We start from the raw sequence: 16,973 nt of genomic DNA, 5'->3' as shown, positions 1-16,973 counted from the left end.
ATCCGTGCGCGACCTGCTTTCATGGAATAATCACGCGCTCCTCATGAGAGGTTCTCATCAATGTCCCGCCCCAATCTCAACGACCTGCAAGCCTTCGTAGTCATCACCCGCGAAGGCAGTTTTACCCGTGCTGCCGCGCAACTGGGCGTTTCGCAGTCAGCGCTGAGTCACACTCTGCGGGCACTGGAAACCCGGCTGGGCGTGCGCTTGCTGACGCGGACTACGCGCAGTGTTTCACCAACGGAGGCGGGCCAACGCCTGTATCAAGCGATGGCGCCGCGCTTTGAAGAAATTGAACTGGAACTGGCTGCAGTCAGCGAGTTTCGCGACACCCCCGCCGGCAACGTGCGGATTCAGGCGTCCGAGCATGCGGCGAACAATATTCTCTGGCCGAAGCTGCTGAAGGTGCTGCCCGACTACCCGGACATCAAGGTCGAAATCACCGTCGATTACGCCCTCGCCGACATCGTCGCGCAGCGCTATGACGCTGGTGTTCGACTGGGTGATCAGGTAGCCAGGGACATGATCGCCGTGCCGATCGGGCCGTCGTTACGCATCGCCGTTGTCGGCTCACCGCAGTATTTCCAGCATCGGCCTTACCCGATGGAACCGAGAGATCTGGCGGCGCACAACTGCATCAACCTGCGCCTGCCGACTCACGGCAGCCTGATGCAATGGGATTTCGAAAAGGATGGCCACGAACTCAAGGCCCGTGTCGAAGGCCAATGGACATTCAACAGCAGCGTGCCAATTCTGCGTGCGGCCGTGGCGGGATGTGGCTTGGCTTTCCTGCCAGAGGACATGGTGGCGAAGGAGCTTGCCGACGGTAGCCTTGTGCGGGTGTTAGAAGATTGGTGCCAACCCTTTGCCGGTTACCATCTCTACTACCCCAATCGCCGTGAACATTCGTCAGCGTTTGGCGTTGTAGTTGAGGCGTTACTCTACAAGAGCTGAGTCATCGACCTTCAAGACGTCTGAATTTTTCCCGCCCCCTCAAACCGTGAATGAGCAGATGATTTTGATCGACTGCGTCGGGCGTGACCGGCCCAGAGTGTGTAAAAACGCGCTAATGCACTGTCGGCGCGCAGCGCTGACGGTTGTTAGCAGAGTAATTGGTCAGAACAAGTCCTACGGACCATCAGGACGACCTGGGAGCCCGTAGCGCCGCTGGGTGGCCAAAATACAGACCTCTTCAGGCCGACAGCGCCTTCATAAACCCGCTGGTACCGAGAATTTTCATGACTCGCTTAAAGTTGTAGGCGAGGACGTTCAAGCTCATCTCCGCACTTACCCCGGCCAACTTTCGGGTTAGGAAATGTGTGGCGCCCATCCATTGCTTGCAACGAGCTAATGACACGGCCCTGATTGGAAGAATTCGAGATATGGGCGCCAGGATGGGGTATGCGGCATTTGCCACTCAATCCTTGCTGGATAGAGCGGATGTGCCATCGGGCCAAATCCAGTGCCCGACGCTTATCGTTGCAGCTGTACAGGACGAGCTGAGGCACGTAGAAGAGGCACAGGAGTTGTGTGTGCAGATCCCAGGAGCACGGCTGGAGGTGATTGAAGGATCGGGGCATATGGTCCCGCTGGAGCAACCCGAAACGCTGGCACGGTTGATGTCGCAATGGCTGGCTGCAACAGCGGTGACGAAGTAGTCGTGCTAATTAACGAGCTGCCCCTGAGTGAGATGGGTATCGAAACCCGTTTGCTGACTTAGTTGGGATGACTGCTTAGGGTCGATTAGTGCCCTCGCGACAGGCAGATATCGGCCAATAGCGATCAGTCGAACTAGCAGGTGGAGACGTAAAATGAGCCTGAGCAAGAACTGCAGTTGCCCGGTGGGGCTGCCCAGACGGATGGACAGTCCCACCTCCCGCACTGCATGTTGGCTGACCAGGGCTTTCAACGTCTCCGACTGGATCGCTTCGCCCATCATGGAGTCAATTCCTCACGTCGAGCTGTGGCAGCGACGCCTACCGCAATAAATAGCGCTTCGATGGTGGCCGGAGTCAACCCGCGGAACGCTTGTACACCTTCCACAAAGCCTTCGGCGCGTTCCTGGGCCAGTTCTAAAGCGCGCAAATCTGCAACACGCCCGAGGCGTGCGAGGTGATTGGCCAACTTGGTGCGAATCAAATCTGGCAGGCTGACGCCGTTAAGGGAGAACACGTCGCTCATACATTTTTCGCCACCGTATTGGCTCCCAAGCGATCCGAGACAGCTTTCCAGACCTCGGCCAGAGTAGATGTCATGGCTAGCTCTGTTTCATTCGCAATCAGTTCTGCATCCCTCAGGGCCTGCGTGTACCCAACGGCGTTATGGTAGGCACGAACAGCATTCGCCTGGTCTGTAGCAGCATGTAAGCCATTCAAACGCAAATACCAGCCTCTTTGGATTCTGGTGTTTGGTAATCCCGGCTGATCGTTAGGCACGAGTGCGGTGGTGGCAGGCATGGGCAAGTCCTTGACGTTATGCGCTAACCAGTACAAGGGGCACTGGTACGCCAGTATAGGGGGGCGTGGTTACCGCAGCCATCGAAAAAGGCCCCCACACCAAGCCTTGGTGTAGGGGCCTTCTGAACATAAGCGGTGTTATTAGTAACGGCGTGCTTAACTTTTTGGACGCGCTAACTCATGGAGGCGTTTTTCTGACGCCATTTTGAATACGACGCGAAGGTTATCAATGTCGAGCTTTGAAATTCCGTCATCTGTTTCGAGCCTCCACATTAAGGCCAGGACCTCACCTTCAAGACTAAAGACTTGGACTCTTGAATTCGCCTTAGCAATTTTACCAAGCAAATCTTTCGCCTCAGATCTTATTGGGTGAATGTCGCCTATTGAGTTGATCACGAATCACCCGCCATGCTCACCGTTGTTTAACAGTGGAGCACCGACTGTACGCTCATTGATTCTGAATGCTACATCTACCGGTGGCTCATCTCCCCATCAAAGAATGGCCACCAAACCCACGACAATCAAAATCCATACTACGGCACTTCCTAGGAACCATAGAACCAAAGCCCGAACGTTCACAAAGGCCCCTATTGATGTCAGAAAAGCGAGTTCTGAGTGTAGATCATCCCCGGTGTATCGCTCGCCCCTCCGCCCTGTGAGTGCAGCCCTTCCAAATTCAATAATTAGGCCCCTGCAAGCTGAAGTCTTTATGCCATCATTGATTTAACTACCTTAACGCTCGATATTTGCACAATGTGGTTCAAACCCGGCCTATTCTGCAGATCGTGGTACAAGGAGGAAGTATGCAGCACCAAAAAATATCCAAACGGATATGGGTGGAGGAGACTACGGAAAGTAACCGTCTATTTGCTGAAGCAGATCATTTGAATGAAATCGCATATGCATTGCTGAGCGTGAGGCCGACCACAGATGAAACTATAAGAAAGTTTCAGGCTGCAAAAGACCTCGCAGATGCAAAATATGCTGAAGCACGAAAAGCCTGGGAAGAAGCCCGTTCTCATCTGAAACCAGATCAGTAGCCCTCAGTCCCCCGTTTAGCCTCCCTGCGAAAGCTCAACCTGTCCCCTCACTCCTCTCAATTAGCAGTTGGAATCACGAGGACGCGCGGACATATGCGCGCCGCATAAACGCACCAAAAAGACGCGCCAGTCCCATGGCGGTCCCATGGGGGCATTTTTCGGACGCCGAAAACCACAAACCCCCGATTTTCTCTAGGAAAATCAGGGGCTTGCGTTTTTGCAATTTGGCGGTGAAGGAGAGATTCGAACCTTCATCACTTCAGGCATACACAGCGTCCGATTCAGATCGTACGCAATGACTGCTGTTGGCCGTCTGCTGCCTGTCGCAACGGCAGTTTTTGGCGAATGCTGACCCTCACTCTAAACCGTTTCATGCACTTAACTCACGGGGGCTCAGGACATCCGCCTCCCCCGCTGCTACGCTTTCGGCTCCTTCATTGGAGTCGAAACAATGCCCACTGAATATTCACTGCCTGATGTCCTTGAGCGTCTGTACCAAAACCAGCTCGCCTTAGAGGCGGCGGTGATGGAGTTGACGTTGTGGATTGAGCGCAAGGGTACGACGGACACAGGCGACAATATCCGCGGCGCGCTACAAACGATTGGAGAGAACGCCGGACACATTAAACAAGGCTTGGCAAAACTGAAGGCCCGAGGCCCACACTAATTAAGCTGTCCACGACGTCCCGCATGCGACAGCCTTGCTTGGACTTTGTGCGCATACAGTCCAGGCCATCTGTTCGGCGCAAAGAATGACCCCACACTTTACAGTTCGTCAGATACAAATCCCAAACTCCCTGCCTTTAGGTAAAATGGCATAATATGCCAACGATCCAAACAATATGTTTGCCCAGAGCTGGAGCTAATGATGGCGACGCGAAACGTTGTGCTCACCTCTCACCAGGAACAGGTTATCCAGAACCTGGTGCAGTCCGGCCGTTATCAGAATGCCAGCGAAGTGATGCGAGAAGGTTTACGTTTATTGGAGCAGCGCGTCGCCGAAGACACCGCCAAAATTGAGGCCCTGCGTCAGGCGACCTCAATCGGCATCATGGATCTTGAGCACGGGCGCTTTACTCAGGTGAACGAAGGGGATCTGGAGCACTACCTCGAGGGCTTGAGCCTGGAGGCAACAATCCCGACGAAAGAGAAACACTGAGCATGTCGCAGTATCGGATTTCCAATGCGGCTCGTGCCGACATTGTCGACATCCTCAAGGTCTCCCAGACGCAGTTCGGTGATCAAGCACGGCAACGGTATCAAAAACTGATCCTCGCGGCGCTGCAAGCGATTGCCGGCACGCCTTATCGCATTGGCAGCCACGAGCGCGATGAGCTTGCACCGGGCCTTCGCAGCTATCACCTCGTGTATTCACGCCAGCAAGCTAAACACCCTCATGGGACGGTCAAAAGCCCACGCCACGTCGTGTTCTATCGTGTGGCAAATGACGAGGTGATCGAGGTCGTCCGACTCCTTCATGACGCCATGGACGTGCAGTTGCACTTGCCTAATGACTGATCAGCGATCCAGAACACAGACATGACTGGCCAGGAACAACAAAGGTGAGACGCCCCCTCTAGATCTCAACCTCAACCCCCGCGCTGCCAGCCGACTCAACGGTCAATTGGAGCACAGGGTTTTAGGCCCTAGTGCACTATCGAGATCTAGGACCACAAACACGATGCTCAACTTTGCCCCGCTTTTTTAACGCCGATTGCGTATCTAGACGCCTGGCATTGGGCCCCAACTCCCGATGGATAAGCGTATCGATCCCTCTGGCGACCAGCGCCATTGAAACATCGCGCAGAGCATGACTATCTGGCGATGCCAATTTCAGGACAGGTGCTGAAGGACAGCCCGGACAACTCCGATTAAGGATATCGAATCATCTAGGATTTGCCCGATTCGGTTTGGTCATCCAGTATACGGGGGGTGCATTTAATGCCAGCCACGGCCACCCAGGTCCGCGTCAGAAATCGCCATTCGCGATCGCTCGAACACTCGGCGCAATTGGGGGCATAACTGGGGGCATAATTCGTTTTTTTCAGGCTGTAACTACCGCTCTAGAGCCCAGTCAAAATGTTTTTTGGCGACCCTGAGAGTCTTTAGGCGTCGTCTGGCAGGCTGTTTATCTGATCATTTTTGCCTTTCGACAAACCATGGAGCTCCATTCACTTCCAGTGGATGGCTACATTGGGGGCACATCTGAGGGCATGCTTTGGATGGTTTGAAAAGGATGCCCCCAGCCTGAGGCTCAACAATCTTCTTCTCGAAAAAACACCTGCGACAGTTCCCTATCGCCGTTGAATGCTATCGGATCACCTCAGCTCAAATACGCAGAGTGCTCATTGCCGTTGGAGCAGTCTGAGTGCTTGCTGGGTTGATGTCGCAATGGCTGACCGTCAACGCCAACAACCTGACCGACAAGCGTTTTCGCGACAAGATAGATGTCACAGCCCCGTATGTTCAGGATAGTCTGCGGCCCGATCAGGTCCAGTAAAGCCATGCGGGGATGAACCCGCATTGCAATCTTGCGTCCGGCCCCCGGAGCTTTTGTGTGTGGCATTGGCATACCTGGGTCCAGCTCCTTGGCGCCGGCCTTTTCCCCGAGCAGTAACCCGCCCGCCAGCGCCATGGAGAGGGATGGAAAGTTGCGTCTTCCCGGATAGCCAGCTTTGATCGACGTTAAGACGTACTGACTATAGGGTCAGGCGATCATCACTCTCCTATGACGGGTCACAATACGCGGCATTCCAAGCGCAAAAATAAACGCCTGATATCGACATGCAGTGCGCCTCATTAGGACAGAAGCGCCACATTGGGTTGATCCCGCACCTAAGCAGGCGTGACCGGAGCACGCCGTGCAATGCCAAACGCCAGCAGGCAGCCAAGCCCGCACCAGCCCACCACCAGGCACATCGGCCATGGGGTACCATCGGCCATGCGGCTGACCCACAGGCTTGCCAGCCCCCCAAAGGCGAACTGCATCGAGATGCCCAGAGCAACGCTCGCCCCCGCCTGCTTCGGGAACATATTCATCAGGCTCGCTGTGCAATTTGCCCCCAGCAAACCTGTCACCCCCATGTACAACATCAGGCACAACACAATACTGTTCAGGCCACCCCACTGCGTATATCCCGATACCATCAACGCCAGCCCTGCCCCACCTGCCACCCAGGCACCGAAGCCCAGCATGCGTTGCGGCCCAAGGCGCGTAACCCAGCGGGCATTGATAAAGCTCACCGCAATGATGCCGAGGATATTAAGGCCAAACAGCGCACTGAACGTGCGCGGCGACACACCGAAGTACTCCAGGTACACAAAGGGCGAGGCCGTGATAAAAGCGAATACCCCGCCAAACGTCAGTGACATACATAGGATCAACGCCATCCCGCGAGGCTGTCGGAAAATGCTCGGATAAGCCGCAAACGCCGCCTTCACAGATGCGCCTCGCGCCTGCGGCGGTAAGCTCTCATTCAGGCCCATGCTCACCATCAGCAGGCACAGCCCGCAGAGGATGAACAGCACCGCGAATATCGTGCGCCAGCCGTCGATCAGTACCAGCCAGGTACCCACCATGGGCGCAACCAGCGTCGCCATCATCGTCAGCATTTGCATCCAAGACAGCACTTTGGCGGCCTGCGCCAGACCGAATAGATCCCGAGCCACCGTTCTGGCCAGCACCATTGCACCGGCCCCGCCAAGCGCCTGGATAAAGCGCCAAGCGATCAATTGCTCGATGTTTGCGGCAAACAGACAACCCAGCGTCCCCAGCCCGTACAGCACCAGGCTTCCCAGCAGCAACGGGCGCCGTCCATAGCGGTCCGACAGCGGGCCGTAAAACAGCATGCCCACGCACAAGCCCGCGAGGAAGGCGCTGATCGTATGCTGCACGTGAGCCGTACTGCTCGACAGTTCAACAGCAATCTGCGGCAGGCTGGGCAAGTAAGTATCGATGGAAAACGGCACAAAAGCCGTCAGCGAGGCCAGCAACGCGACCTGGCGCAGAGCGGGTTTCATTCCGCCAGCGCAAGGTGGTCGAGAAAGTCTGCAACCAGCCCATTAAAGATCGCGCCCTGGTCATCATGAACATAGTGACTGGCGTCGGCGACCTCCACCGTCTGCACATGTGGGTTGCTGGCACTCATTGCTTGCAGCGTCGCCGGGGGCAGGAAGTCCGAGCGAGCGCCGCGAATGAACAGACTCGGGCAATCCAATGCGCGCACTGCGGGCCACAGGTCCGTAGGCTCGATACTCAGCCGTGCCTCGGCGATTCCCTTTTGATCATGGCGCCAGGTAATCGCACCTTCGCGCTCTTGCATCGAATGCGTTAGACGCGATGCCAGACCGTGTTCCGACAACCCCGGACGCGAAGCCTGCCAGAATGCGCGCGCCGCTTCCCAGCTCTCGAACCTCAACGGCGTCCGGCCCATCTCGCGACGAATACGCGCAGCGCCATCACCCTGGCTTGAGGAGCCTGGCCCGATATCCTCAATGATCAATCCAAGCAAGCGGCCAGGGTGTTGCCGCGCATACTCAAGAGCGTTGGCGCCGCCCAGTGAGTGCCCCAGCAATACAAAACGCTGCAGGCCCAGATAAGCAATCAGATCTTCAAGGTCCTCGACATAGGACTGGGTATGGTAGGTGGCCGGCTTAGCCCAGTCACTCAATCCCCGACCGCGCTGGTCCAGGGCGTAGACGCAATAATCCTCCCCCAGGGATTGCACCAGCGACTCCCACGTCTGGGCGTAGGCTCGCAAGCCGTGCAGCATAACCATGGGCACACCGGTCGATGCACCCCAGCGCAAAAAGTGCAGGCGCAATCCCGAGCGATTGGTAAAGAAACAGCTTTGAGAAGGCATGGTGTGTTCCTTTAGAAACGATCAAAGCGATAAGGGCTTGGGTCAATGATCGGCGCGTGTCCACTGACCAGGTCCGCCGCGAGATGCCCCGCCGCTGGCGACGTGCCGAAGCCATGCCCGGAGAACCCGGTGGCCACCGTCAACCCCGGAATCTGCGCGACCGGCCCGATGACCGGATTGGAATCCGGTGTTACATCGATAGTGCCCGCCCAGGCGTGGGCAATCCGCGCCTGTTCAAACACCGGCCAGGCAGCAATCAGGTTGTTCATCGCGTCGCCGTTGAGCCGTGGATTGGCCGCTGGATCCTGCACCCTGACGCGCTCGAACGGGCTGACGCTGTCGGCGCGCCAACGCCGTGCCAGTGCCAGGTCATTAATAAACGGCTTGCCCAGCGACACGTTCAGCACACTGCGTTGCGCACGGAACTGCGGCATGTATTGCTTGGCGAGCAACAGGTGGTCGAGGGTCAGGAAGGCATCCAACTTACCGCGTTGGGTAATGATGAAACCGCCGTCCTTATGCTTGCGAAACGAAAAGTCCGGCGCGCCGACAGCAATCTCTGTCGGCCCGTCCATGGGGTGGGTACGCAGTACCGAGCAGGTCAACGGCAAGGTTGGCAACGAGACGCCGAGGTTGCCCAGAAAGCGACGTGACCACATGCCCCCCGCGAGCAATACGTGATCACAGCGAATTTCACCTTTTTCCGTGACCACGCCACTCACCGCACCTGCGGACATTTGCAGTGTACGCACCGCGCACTGCTCAACGATCACCACGCCCATGGCCATGGCAGCCTTGGCAATCGCGCTGCTGGCCAGCGTCGGTTCGGCACGCGCATCGGAGGGCGTAAAGATGCCGCCGGCCCAGTCACCCACGCCGCCGGGCACCAGTGCGTCAATCTCACGCTTGCTGAGCAGGCGCGAATCCAGCGACAAGTGCTCCACCGACTTGAGCCAGCTTTCGTGCATTGCCATTTGCGCCGGGGTGCGCCCGACAAACATGATGCCTTCCTGGCGATACCCCACATCTGCCCCTACCCGCTCAGGCATCTGCGCCCACAAGCGGTCAGCGGCGAGGGCCAGTGGGATGTCGGCCGCGTGGCGGCTGGTCTTGCGCACCCAGCCCAGGTTTCGGGATGACTGCTCGGCGGCGATCCGGCCTTTCTCCACGACCACCACCGAGATATTGCGCTCGGCCAGGGTCAGCGCAGCCGTCAGGCCAATGATCCCGCCGCCAATGATGACGACGGAGGTGGCGCGGGGAAACACGGTGGAGGTTGTCACGGGCGCTATTGTCGGTGCCATGGTCAAGACTCGGTAAGCGAATAAGAACGGCCACACCTGCGCGCGGCCGCGTGACGATTATTGCGACAGGCGAATGACCTCGACCTGCGCCTTCGACGCATTGCGATACGCTGTCACTTCCAACTCTACCTTGTAGACCGTCGAGCCCAGGGGTGGACAAGTGACGGTGCTGGCTGGGTCGACGCCGCGAAACTTTTCACCGATCAGGCCCATCACGGCCGGCACATCCTTGGGGTCCTGGATAAAGACCCGCGAACACACCACATCGGCCAGGCTCGCATCGACGACTTTCAGGGCCGACTCGATGTTGGCAAACACCTGGTGTGTCTGCTCCAGGACATCTTCCGGGATCAGCTTGGTCTGCGGGTTGCGGCCAGCGGTGTTGGACACGTAGATCCAGTTGTCCACCACGACCAGCCGCGAATAGCTGGCCTGGTCTTCGAACGGCGAACCGGTCTTGAGCTTGATGATTTTTGTCATGTCGAATACCTCGTCAGGTTGAAGAAAGGTGTGGCTCAGCGCAGCTCCGGGGTTTCCCACAGGTTCAGGGTCACGCCGATGCCTTGCTTGATAGCGTTGCGGTATACCACCGTGCCCCAGGCCACATCCTCGACGGGCATGCCCCCCACCGACATGATGATGATTTCTTCATCGTTCCGGCGGCCAGGCGCGGCTCCGGCGATGATCTTGCCGATGTCTTCGACGTCATCGAGCTGCATCTTGCCTTCGGCAATCATGTCCATGAAGCGCACGCCAATCACCGGCACGTTGTGATGCGCGGGCTTGGGCAATTCTTCGAACCAGGCCTGGTAGAGACCGGTGTTGTCGAGCACCTTGCGTACGTCAGGCTGCTCCATGCCTGCGTCAAGCGAGCACGACGCTGGCATCGCGAGAAAGGCGCCTGGCTTGACCCACTCACGCCGCACAATTGGGTAGATCGAGGGGTCGCCGGTGGGACCGGAGCTACAATAAGTAACAAGGTCCGAGTCGCGGACCACTGCTTCGAGGGTGTCGACCACTTCTATCGTGATGATCTGCGGATAAGTGTGTTTGACCCACGCGATAAAGTCGTCGAGGCTCTTCTGGCCACGGCCCTTGATCTTCAATGTGTCGATATGCGGGCACACAGCGATAAAAGCCGCCAAGGTGGTCTTGCCCATGACGCCAGGCCCCAGCAGGCCGACGACTTTCGAGTCCTTGCGCGCCAGGTGGCGTGCACCCACGCCCGGAATTGCACCCGTGCGATAAGCGGACAGCAGGTTGGCTGACATATGGGCCAACGGCGCGCCGGTGTCGGGGTCGTTCAGGGTGAACATCAAGATGGAACGCGGCAGGCCTTTTTCGCGGTTGGCGATATTGGAGCCGTACCATTTCACTCCGGCGGTGCAGAAACTGCCGCCCAGGTAGGCCGGCATGGCCATCATGCGCCGATCAGCCGTGGGTTTGGGCATGTTCGGAAACGGCGAATCCTGCGGAAAAATCACCATCGCGCCATGGGAATCGTTGTTCGGGCCGGCCATGCGGTAGTCACCGGCGTACAGCAAGCCGAACATCTCCTCCATGGTATTCACGCAGGCCAGCATGTCGGTCACACCCGCGCGGATCATGTCTTGCTCGGAGAGGTAGATAAAGTCGATTTTTGTAGTTGTGGACATAGTTATTCTCGGGCTGAAGGTGATATCACTGCGGTAGGCGCAGCTCCACGCTGTCGAGATCGAGTATCAGGCGGTGAGTATCGGCGGTATTGTAAATTTCGGACATGCCGCTCACGCCGACACGCGAATAGTTGGCGTGATTAATGCGTTAAATTTCCCGTAGCGCGGCCTTCCCTAGGTACAACCATGATCAAACCGAGCGTGCCGACTCCCCGGCACCACACAGCGAACGAACAGCCTTGGTTCGTGCTCAACTCTTCACGCTATTCGGTGATGCCTTGCGCGCACCCGGCGATCTCGCATTTCTATGCGTTCGATGTGGCGCAATCGGCCAACCTGCTGGCCGTACCGGACGGCTGTGTAGACATTTTGTTCGACTGTGATGCGACACGCCCCACGGCGCGAATCTGCGGCACTCCGCTGGTTGCCCAGGCTGTCGAGTTGCACCAGCACCACCACTACTTCGGCGTGCGCTTTGCACCGGGGGTCATTCCCGGCTTCGTCAATGTACTCGCCGAGGAGTTGACCGAACGCGAACTCGACCTGCTAGAGGTCTCCGAGTTTGCCCAACGCATATTCGAAAGCATCGTCCAGGCACCGCTGCTGGGCGATCAGATGCGGCTGTTCAACGACTACCTGACCCCACGCCTGATGGGCAAGACATCGAAACTCACCGCCATGATCATCCAGCAGGCGCTGCACCATCGCGGCGATATTCGCATCCAGCAACTCGAAGACCTCAGCGGCTACACCAGCCGTACCCTGCACCGCCAGTTCAATCAGGACACCGGCATGTCACCCAAGACGTTTTGCCGGATCATCCGCTGCCAGGCGGCCCTGGACACCCTCAACACCCAGCACGATGTATCGTTTTCGCAGTTGGCCCTCGACCTGGGCTTTTCCGATCAATCGCACTTCCTGCGCGATTTCAAGAAACTGGTCAGCACCACCCCCTGCGACTACCAACGCACAATGACCCAAAACGCCTACACCGACAGGATCAGCTACGCCTGATCACACTCTGCGCAAATAAATCCGCGTCTCCATCGTTTCTCCATAAAACCTCCCATGAAAGCGCATGCTCGTGGTGCACAGTAGTCTTCGTCGCAACAGGCTAATTCGCCATACTGCGACGACCGAACAGCACGACCGAGCGGACCATGACCGAATCACACCGAGTATCGACACCCACGGACCTCGCGGACAAACGCCAGGCGTTGATATTGATCGCCGAAGACGAACCCGAAATCGCCGACATCCTGAGCGCCTATCTCAAGCGCAGTGGCTTCCAGACCGCCCATGCCCTGGATGGCTGCCGCGCCCTTGAACTGCATCAATCGCTCAAGCCTGACTTGGTGTTGCTGGACGTGCTGATGCCGAACCTGGACGGCTGGATGGTACTGGCCGAGATCCGTCACCGAGGCACCACCCCCGTGATCATGCTGACTGCCCAGGACCAGGACATGGACAAACTCATGGGCCTGCGCATCGGTGCCGACGACTACATCGTCAAACCGTTCAACCCGGCCGAAGTCGTCGCCAGGACCCAGGCGGTACTGCGGCGCTCGCTCGATCATGGCTATGCCACCCGCCCCAGCGTACTGCGGGTGAACGCCTTTGAAATCGACATCGACAGCCATGAAGTCAGTGTGCAGATCGGGGCACAGAAGCACCCGCTCAACCTGACGGTGACCGAGTTCAGGTTGTTGGCCCAATTGGCCAAGGCCCCCAAGCGCGTATTCAGTCGCGCCGAATTACTGGCCCTGTGTTCGCCCGAAAGCGACAGCCTGGAGCGCACGGTCGACAGCCATATCAGCAAGCTGCGGCGCAAAATCGAAGACCTGGGCCTGCAGGGCGTACCGGCCAGTATCCGTGGGGTCGGCTACCGATTCGGGAGCACCCCATGAGGATCGCCAACAGTTTGAGCCGGCAGATCATTTTGTCGATGTCCGCCGTGGTGCTCTGCGTGATCGCACTGGCGGTGGTCGGTTCCTATGTGTTTTACGCGTTGCTCTGGATGTTCTGGCCGCCGTCGGATCTGGACGTGGACGAATGGCTGCCCACCGGCGTGGAGTGGGCATGGATGGCACTGATCACCTGCATCAGCCTGGCAGTGGGCGCCGTGGTCGCGATCAAACTGTCCCGACGCATTCTGATGCCCTTGAACTCGGTCGCAACCAGCCTGCGCCGCCTCGCCGACGGCGACCTCGATGCCCGGGCAACCGCCTCCAACCGCTCATTGGCGGAGGCCACCTTGTTAGTGGATGACTTCAACAGCATGGCCGATAGATTGAAACGCATGGCTGAGGAACAATCCTTCTGGAATGCCGCCATTGCACACGAACTGCGCACTCCGCTGACCATCCTGCGTGGCCGCCTGCAAGGGTTGGCGGAAGGCGTGTTTACCCCGGACCAGGCGCAGTTCTACAGTCTGCTGAACCAGGTGGAAGGCCTGACGCGCCTGATCGAAGACCTGCGGGTAGTGGGCCTGGCAGACAACGGCTACCTCGAAGTCCATATCCAAAGCGCCGACCTGGCCGAGGAAATCGAGGCAGACGCTCGCCTGTTCGAACCGGGCCTGCTTGCATCCGGGTTCGTGCTGCATCTGGATCTGCTTGAACGGCCTGTGCAGTGTGATCCCGCCAGGATCCGCCAAGCGTTGCTGGCCATGCTGGACAATCTGAGACGGCATGCCACCCCAGGCAATGTCACGGTGCACCTGAGCAGCCAGGATGGCCTGAACACCTTGAGTGTCGCGGACGAGGGTCCGGGCATAGAAGAGGCCTTCGCAACGCACATCTTCGAACCGTTCCAGCGCGGGGAAAGTTCGCGCTCCCGTGCCCAGGGCGGCAGCGGCCTGGGGCTCGCCGTGGTGCGCGCGATAGCCCTGTCCCACCAAGGCAGCGTGACCTGCCGGAACCTGGACAACGGCGGCACCTTATTCGAACTGAGCTGGCCCGACCAACTGGTCGCCATCTAACCTCAACCGCCCCAGGTGAAGGCATGCGCCTCTCTATTTTCAGGGTCAATCGGTACCGCCACTTTGCCTTGCTCGACACACAGGGACGTTGTATCGCTTTCAAGAGCTGCGAAGGGATTCCAGAGAACGGCAAATGGGTGCAAGTCAACGAAGTCAACCTGGCCTGGCTGAACCGCGCGCTGCCTGCGCGCGTCCTGGCCATGCCAAACACCCGCCTCTCTTAGTTCAGCCTGGGATTGCCTGTATGCCCATCAACTATCGTGATCGAAACTTAATTGACGTGCCGCTGCTTGAAGACTCGGTACGGCTCTACAGTGCCAAGCTCAAAAGGTTGCAGCGGTTCTGGATTCCCCTGCAGAAACAGGCGCCGCGCCTGGTGTTGTCACTGTGGATCCTGGGTGTTATCGCCTCGCTGTTCAGCCAGTCCTATTACCACTGGTTATTTACCGCGCCGGCCATTTGCCTGCTGATCATTCTCGAAATCGTCATCGAAGAAGTCCAGATCGACTTGTTATTGGTGACCGAGGAGACGCGCTATCTGCTCGACGTCACCCACGGTCTTTATACCGGAACCCTCAGTTCCCACCCCCGTACTCTGCGTAAGCCAGGTGCCCCATGCCCTCCGTCACACCTCCACTCCTGATCGAGCACAGCCGCAAGATCGGGCAACAGTCCGCCAGCCAGACGCTCAAGGCGATCGCCAAAGCTTATCCGGGCAAGTTGTTCGGCACCCTGTCGGGCGAAGTCGGCAGCATGATGGCCTGGACGATCCTCGGCGCCATGCTGTTGCAATACCCGGTCGGACGCTGGTCCGACCACAAGGATCGCTTGCAGGTGCTGACCATTCTGGCGGTGGCATGCAGCATATTGTCACTGCTGATCGTACTGCTGCCCTTGTCGTCGATGCTGCTGGCGGTGCTGCTGTTCCTGCTCGGCGGCGCGGTGTTCGCGCTGTACCCGGTCGCCGTCAGCCATGCCGCCGACCGCGCCCCCGCCGACGCGTTGGTGCCGATGATCCAGGGGCTGTTGCTGATCAACTCGCTGGGCTCGGCCATCAGCCCGATGATGATTTCGCCGGTGATGAATTCGTTCGGCGCCAACGGCCTGTTCTGGGTATTTGCGCTGGTGAACCTGTGCATGGTCACCTTCTTCCTGTGGCGACGCGGCAAACGCCCCGTGCCGGCCAATCCCGCGCCGTTTGCGGCAGCGGCGACGTTCTCGCCGACGGGCGCCGAGCTGCGAGTCACCGAGGACTTGCGCCAGGCGGTGCAGGAGCACCCACCCATGGTCGATGCGTTGAGCGGAGAGCCCGCTCAGTCTCAGCCGTAAAAGTCACCCAGTTGTCCCGGTGAACGAGCCCCATGAAAGACAGGACACCGTTCCCCCCTTAAGATAAGGGATAGGCAAACGGGTATGTTTATGACTAACAGCAATAATAAGGGTGGCGAATTGCTCGGCCAGGAGCGCCGGCGTCGCTGGAGCACCGACCAGAAACTGGCAATGGTTCGCGAGAGCCTTGAACCGGGACAAAGCGTGTCCGTAGTGGCCCGACGCAACGGCATCAACGCCAACCAGCTGTTCCTGTGGCGCAAGCTTTACCAGGACGGAAGCTTGTCGGCGGTCAGTGCTGGCGAAGCCGTTGTACCGGCGTCGGAACTGACCGATGCGCTCAAGCAGATCCGCGAATTGCAGCGGATGCTGGGCAAGAAGACGATGGAAGCCGAAGTTCTAAAAGAGGCCGTAGAGATCGCCCGGTCGCGAAAATGGATTGCGCACTCACCCTTGTTGCCGGGGGACGACCAGTGAAGCTGGTCAGCAAATGTCTCGGTGTGGCGCGCTCGCAATTAACGGTTCGGATCAAGCAATCGCTATCGCCCAGAGTACGGCGAAGCAGGCCTGTGAATGACGCTGAGTTGGTAGTCGAAATTCAGCAACAGGTCAGCGAGCTGCCCAGCTATGGCTACCGTCGCGTCTGGGGATTACTGCGCCGTGCACGAGAAAAGCAACGACTCCCTGCGATCAATGTAAAGCGGGTTTACCGGGTCATGCGTGATCACAACCTGCTGCTTGAGCGCCGGATCAAACAGCCCGGCGTGCCGCGTCGGCACGAAGGCCGTATTGCCGTGAAAACCAGCGATACGCGTTGGTGCTCGGACGGCTTTGAGTTCCGATGCGAGGATGGCGCCAAACTGAGCGTGACCTTCGCCCTGGACTGCTGTGACCGTGAAGCCATCGGCTGGGTCGCGAGCCCGACCGGGTACAGTGGCGATGATATCCGCGACTTGATGCTGGAAAGCGTAGAGAAGCGTTTTGGTGACCAACTGCCGACTACGCCAGTGCAGTGGTTAAGCGACAACGGTTCGGCATACACCGCTGAACAGACGCGCGCATTTGCCCGGCAGATCGGTTTGCAACCGGTAACGACACCGGTGCGTAGCCCGCAAAGCAACGGCATGGCCGAGAGCTTCGTAAAGACTATCAAGCGTGACTACGTGGCGCATATGCCCAAACCAGATAGAGAAACGGCGCTGCGTAACCTGGCAATTGCCTTCGAGCATTACAACGAGCAGCATCCACACAGCGCCTTGAAATATCGCTCACCGAGGGAGTTCAGGCGCTTGGCGGCAGCATCAATTTAACGGGGAGTTGGTGTCCGGTTTTGTAGGGGCTAATCCA

Annotated in this window: 18 protein-coding genes and 2 pseudogenes; 12 read left to right on the top strand and 8 right to left on the bottom strand. The window is 58.2% G+C overall.

The window, feature by feature from the left end:
* Positions 1-60: 60 nt before the first annotated feature.
* A complete protein-coding gene (locus BFQ04_RS10085) occupies positions 61-954 on the top strand; it encodes a LysR family transcriptional regulator (protein WP_065950682.1) in 894 nt (297 codons plus the stop codon).
* 238 nt (positions 955-1,192) lie between these two features.
* Here the strand turns inward: BFQ04_RS10085 and BFQ04_RS29230 are convergent.
* The 3 genes and pseudogenes from BFQ04_RS29230 to BFQ04_RS10065 form a co-directional block, all read right to left on the bottom strand.
* Positions 1,193-1,339 (bottom strand): annotated as a pseudogene (locus BFQ04_RS29230) (IS5/IS1182 family transposase); the annotation flags it as partial.
* Between the two features lie 596 nt (positions 1,340-1,935).
* The gene (locus tag BFQ04_RS10070) at positions 1,936-2,181 is read right to left on the bottom strand and encodes a hypothetical protein (RefSeq protein WP_065950680.1); all 246 of its coding nucleotides are present in this window, start codon (positions 2,179-2,181) and stop codon (positions 1,936-1,938) included.
* A complete protein-coding gene (locus tag BFQ04_RS10065) occupies positions 2,178-2,456 on the bottom strand; it encodes a hypothetical protein (protein WP_065950679.1) in 279 nt (92 codons plus the stop codon). The genes BFQ04_RS10070 and BFQ04_RS10065 overlap by 4 nt, the downstream gene beginning before the upstream one ends.
* A gap of 803 nt (positions 2,457-3,259) precedes the next feature.
* On the opposite strand from BFQ04_RS10065, the gene BFQ04_RS10060 reads away from it, so the two are divergent.
* The 4 genes from BFQ04_RS10060 to BFQ04_RS10045 all read left to right on the top strand — a co-directional run bounded on the left by BFQ04_RS10060 (position 3,260) and on the right by BFQ04_RS10045 (position 5,014).
* Positions 3,260-3,496 (top strand): hypothetical protein, encoded by a 237-nt coding sequence (locus BFQ04_RS10060; protein WP_065950678.1) that lies wholly within the window; start codon positions 3,260-3,262, stop codon positions 3,494-3,496.
* Positions 3,497-3,947: 451 nt separating this feature from the next.
* Complete coding sequence (locus BFQ04_RS10055; RefSeq protein ID WP_058426048.1) at positions 3,948-4,163, top strand: hypothetical protein; 216 nt, start codon at positions 3,948-3,950, stop codon at positions 4,161-4,163.
* Positions 4,164-4,364: 201 nt separating this feature from the next.
* Positions 4,365-4,655 (top strand): type II toxin-antitoxin system ParD family antitoxin, encoded by a 291-nt coding sequence (locus tag BFQ04_RS10050; protein ID WP_065950677.1) that lies wholly within the window; start codon positions 4,365-4,367, stop codon positions 4,653-4,655.
* Between the two features lie 2 nt (positions 4,656-4,657).
* Positions 4,658-5,014, top strand: a complete 357-nt coding sequence (locus tag BFQ04_RS10045; protein ID WP_065950676.1) for a type II toxin-antitoxin system RelE/ParE family toxin — start codon at positions 4,658-4,660, stop codon at positions 5,012-5,014.
* A 1,317-nt stretch (positions 5,015-6,331) separates the two neighbouring features.
* Here BFQ04_RS10045 and BFQ04_RS10035 read toward each other — a convergent pair.
* The 5 genes from BFQ04_RS10035 to BFQ04_RS10015 are packed head-to-tail and all read right to left on the bottom strand — an operon-like array spanning position 6,332 to position 11,317.
* Positions 6,332-7,516 carry a multidrug effflux MFS transporter gene (locus BFQ04_RS10035; protein ID WP_065950674.1) on the bottom strand — a complete coding sequence of 395 codons (1,185 nt, stop codon included), beginning with the start codon at positions 7,514-7,516 and terminating at the stop codon, positions 6,332-6,334.
* The gene (locus BFQ04_RS10030) at positions 7,513-8,358 is read right to left on the bottom strand and encodes an alpha/beta fold hydrolase (protein WP_065950673.1); all 846 of its coding nucleotides are present in this window, start codon (positions 8,356-8,358) and stop codon (positions 7,513-7,515) included. The genes BFQ04_RS10035 and BFQ04_RS10030 overlap by 4 nt, the downstream gene beginning before the upstream one ends.
* A gap of 11 nt (positions 8,359-8,369) precedes the next feature.
* Positions 8,370-9,662 carry an NAD(P)/FAD-dependent oxidoreductase gene (locus BFQ04_RS10025; protein WP_065950672.1) on the bottom strand — a complete coding sequence of 431 codons (1,293 nt, stop codon included), beginning with the start codon at positions 9,660-9,662 and terminating at the stop codon, positions 8,370-8,372.
* A 57-nt stretch (positions 9,663-9,719) separates the two neighbouring features.
* Positions 9,720-10,142, bottom strand: a complete 423-nt coding sequence (locus tag BFQ04_RS10020) for a RidA family protein (RefSeq protein ID WP_012724249.1) — start codon at positions 10,140-10,142, stop codon at positions 9,720-9,722.
* A 35-nt stretch (positions 10,143-10,177) separates the two neighbouring features.
* Positions 10,178-11,317 (bottom strand): tyramine oxidase subunit B, encoded by a 1,140-nt coding sequence (locus BFQ04_RS10015; RefSeq protein WP_065950671.1) that lies wholly within the window; start codon positions 11,315-11,317, stop codon positions 10,178-10,180.
* A gap of 186 nt (positions 11,318-11,503) precedes the next feature.
* Between BFQ04_RS10015 and BFQ04_RS10010 the strand changes: the two genes are divergently transcribed.
* The 7 genes and pseudogenes from BFQ04_RS10010 (at position 11,504) to BFQ04_RS28465 (ending at position 16,936) form a co-directional block, all read left to right on the top strand.
* Complete coding sequence (locus tag BFQ04_RS10010; RefSeq protein ID WP_065950670.1) at positions 11,504-12,331, top strand: AraC family transcriptional regulator; 828 nt, start codon at positions 11,504-11,506, stop codon at positions 12,329-12,331.
* 146 nt (positions 12,332-12,477) lie between these two features.
* On the top strand, positions 12,478-13,224 hold the full coding sequence (locus BFQ04_RS10005) for a response regulator (RefSeq protein WP_065950669.1): 747 nt from the start codon (positions 12,478-12,480) through the stop codon (positions 13,222-13,224).
* On the top strand, positions 13,221-14,297 hold the full coding sequence (locus BFQ04_RS10000) for an ATP-binding protein (protein WP_065950668.1): 1,077 nt from the start codon (positions 13,221-13,223) through the stop codon (positions 14,295-14,297). Before BFQ04_RS10005 ends, BFQ04_RS10000 begins: the two co-directional genes overlap by 4 nt.
* A 23-nt stretch (positions 14,298-14,320) precedes the next feature.
* On the top strand, positions 14,321-14,521 hold the full coding sequence (locus tag BFQ04_RS09995) for a hypothetical protein (RefSeq protein WP_065950667.1): 201 nt from the start codon (positions 14,321-14,323) through the stop codon (positions 14,519-14,521).
* 20 nt (positions 14,522-14,541) lie between these two features.
* Entirely contained in the window at positions 14,542-14,940 is a 399-nt protein-coding gene (locus BFQ04_RS09990; protein ID WP_065950666.1) for a hypothetical protein, read from the top strand.
* Between the two features lie 83 nt (positions 14,941-15,023).
* Positions 15,024-15,626: pseudogene (locus BFQ04_RS09985) on the top strand (MFS transporter); the annotation flags it as partial.
* Between the two features lie 90 nt (positions 15,627-15,716).
* Positions 15,717-16,936, top strand: a protein-coding gene (locus BFQ04_RS28465) for an IS3 family transposase (RefSeq protein ID WP_371914492.1) whose coding sequence is annotated in 2 segments (ribosomal slippage) — positions 15,717-16,062 and positions 16,062-16,936 — 1,221 coding nt in all. Because the reading frame shifts where the segments join, the coding sequence is not laid out codon by codon here.
* Positions 16,937-16,973: the final 37 nt, after the last annotated feature.

The organism is Pseudomonas sp. 37 R 15, assembly GCF_900004865.1.
Taxonomy (GTDB): domain Bacteria; phylum Pseudomonadota; class Gammaproteobacteria; order Pseudomonadales; family Pseudomonadaceae; genus Aquipseudomonas; species Aquipseudomonas fluorescens_AM.
Note: the sequence above shows the minus strand (reverse complement) of the source record. Positions and strands in the feature narration are given on the sequence as shown.

Coding starts and splice junctions, on each gene's coding strand:
- BFQ04_RS10085 (WP_065950682.1), top strand. CDS start 61: ATGTCCCGCCCCAATCTCAACGACCTGCAAGCCTTCGTAGTCATCACC.
- BFQ04_RS10070 (WP_065950680.1), bottom strand. CDS start 2,181: ATGAGCGACGTGTTCTCCCTTAACGGCGTCAGCCTGCCAGATTTGATT.
- BFQ04_RS10065 (WP_065950679.1), bottom strand. CDS start 2,456: ATGCCTGCCACCACCGCACTCGTGCCTAACGATCAGCCGGGATTACCA.
- BFQ04_RS10060 (WP_065950678.1), top strand. CDS start 3,260: ATGCAGCACCAAAAAATATCCAAACGGATATGGGTGGAGGAGACTACG.
- BFQ04_RS10055 (WP_058426048.1), top strand. CDS start 3,948: ATGCCCACTGAATATTCACTGCCTGATGTCCTTGAGCGTCTGTACCAA.
- BFQ04_RS10050 (WP_065950677.1), top strand. CDS start 4,365: ATGGCGACGCGAAACGTTGTGCTCACCTCTCACCAGGAACAGGTTATC.
- BFQ04_RS10045 (WP_065950676.1), top strand. CDS start 4,658: ATGTCGCAGTATCGGATTTCCAATGCGGCTCGTGCCGACATTGTCGAC.
- BFQ04_RS10035 (WP_065950674.1), bottom strand. CDS start 7,516: ATGAAACCCGCTCTGCGCCAGGTCGCGTTGCTGGCCTCGCTGACGGCT.
- BFQ04_RS10030 (WP_065950673.1), bottom strand. CDS start 8,358: ATGCCTTCTCAAAGCTGTTTCTTTACCAATCGCTCGGGATTGCGCCTG.
- BFQ04_RS10025 (WP_065950672.1), bottom strand. CDS start 9,662: ATGGCACCGACAATAGCGCCCGTGACAACCTCCACCGTGTTTCCCCGC.
- BFQ04_RS10020 (WP_012724249.1), bottom strand. CDS start 10,142: ATGACAAAAATCATCAAGCTCAAGACCGGTTCGCCGTTCGAAGACCAG.
- BFQ04_RS10015 (WP_065950671.1), bottom strand. CDS start 11,317: ATGTCCACAACTACAAAAATCGACTTTATCTACCTCTCCGAGCAAGAC.
- BFQ04_RS10010 (WP_065950670.1), top strand. CDS start 11,504: ATGATCAAACCGAGCGTGCCGACTCCCCGGCACCACACAGCGAACGAA.
- BFQ04_RS10005 (WP_065950669.1), top strand. CDS start 12,478: ATGACCGAATCACACCGAGTATCGACACCCACGGACCTCGCGGACAAA.
- BFQ04_RS10000 (WP_065950668.1), top strand. CDS start 13,221: ATGAGGATCGCCAACAGTTTGAGCCGGCAGATCATTTTGTCGATGTCC.
- BFQ04_RS09995 (WP_065950667.1), top strand. CDS start 14,321: ATGCGCCTCTCTATTTTCAGGGTCAATCGGTACCGCCACTTTGCCTTG.
- BFQ04_RS09990 (WP_065950666.1), top strand. CDS start 14,542: ATGCCCATCAACTATCGTGATCGAAACTTAATTGACGTGCCGCTGCTT.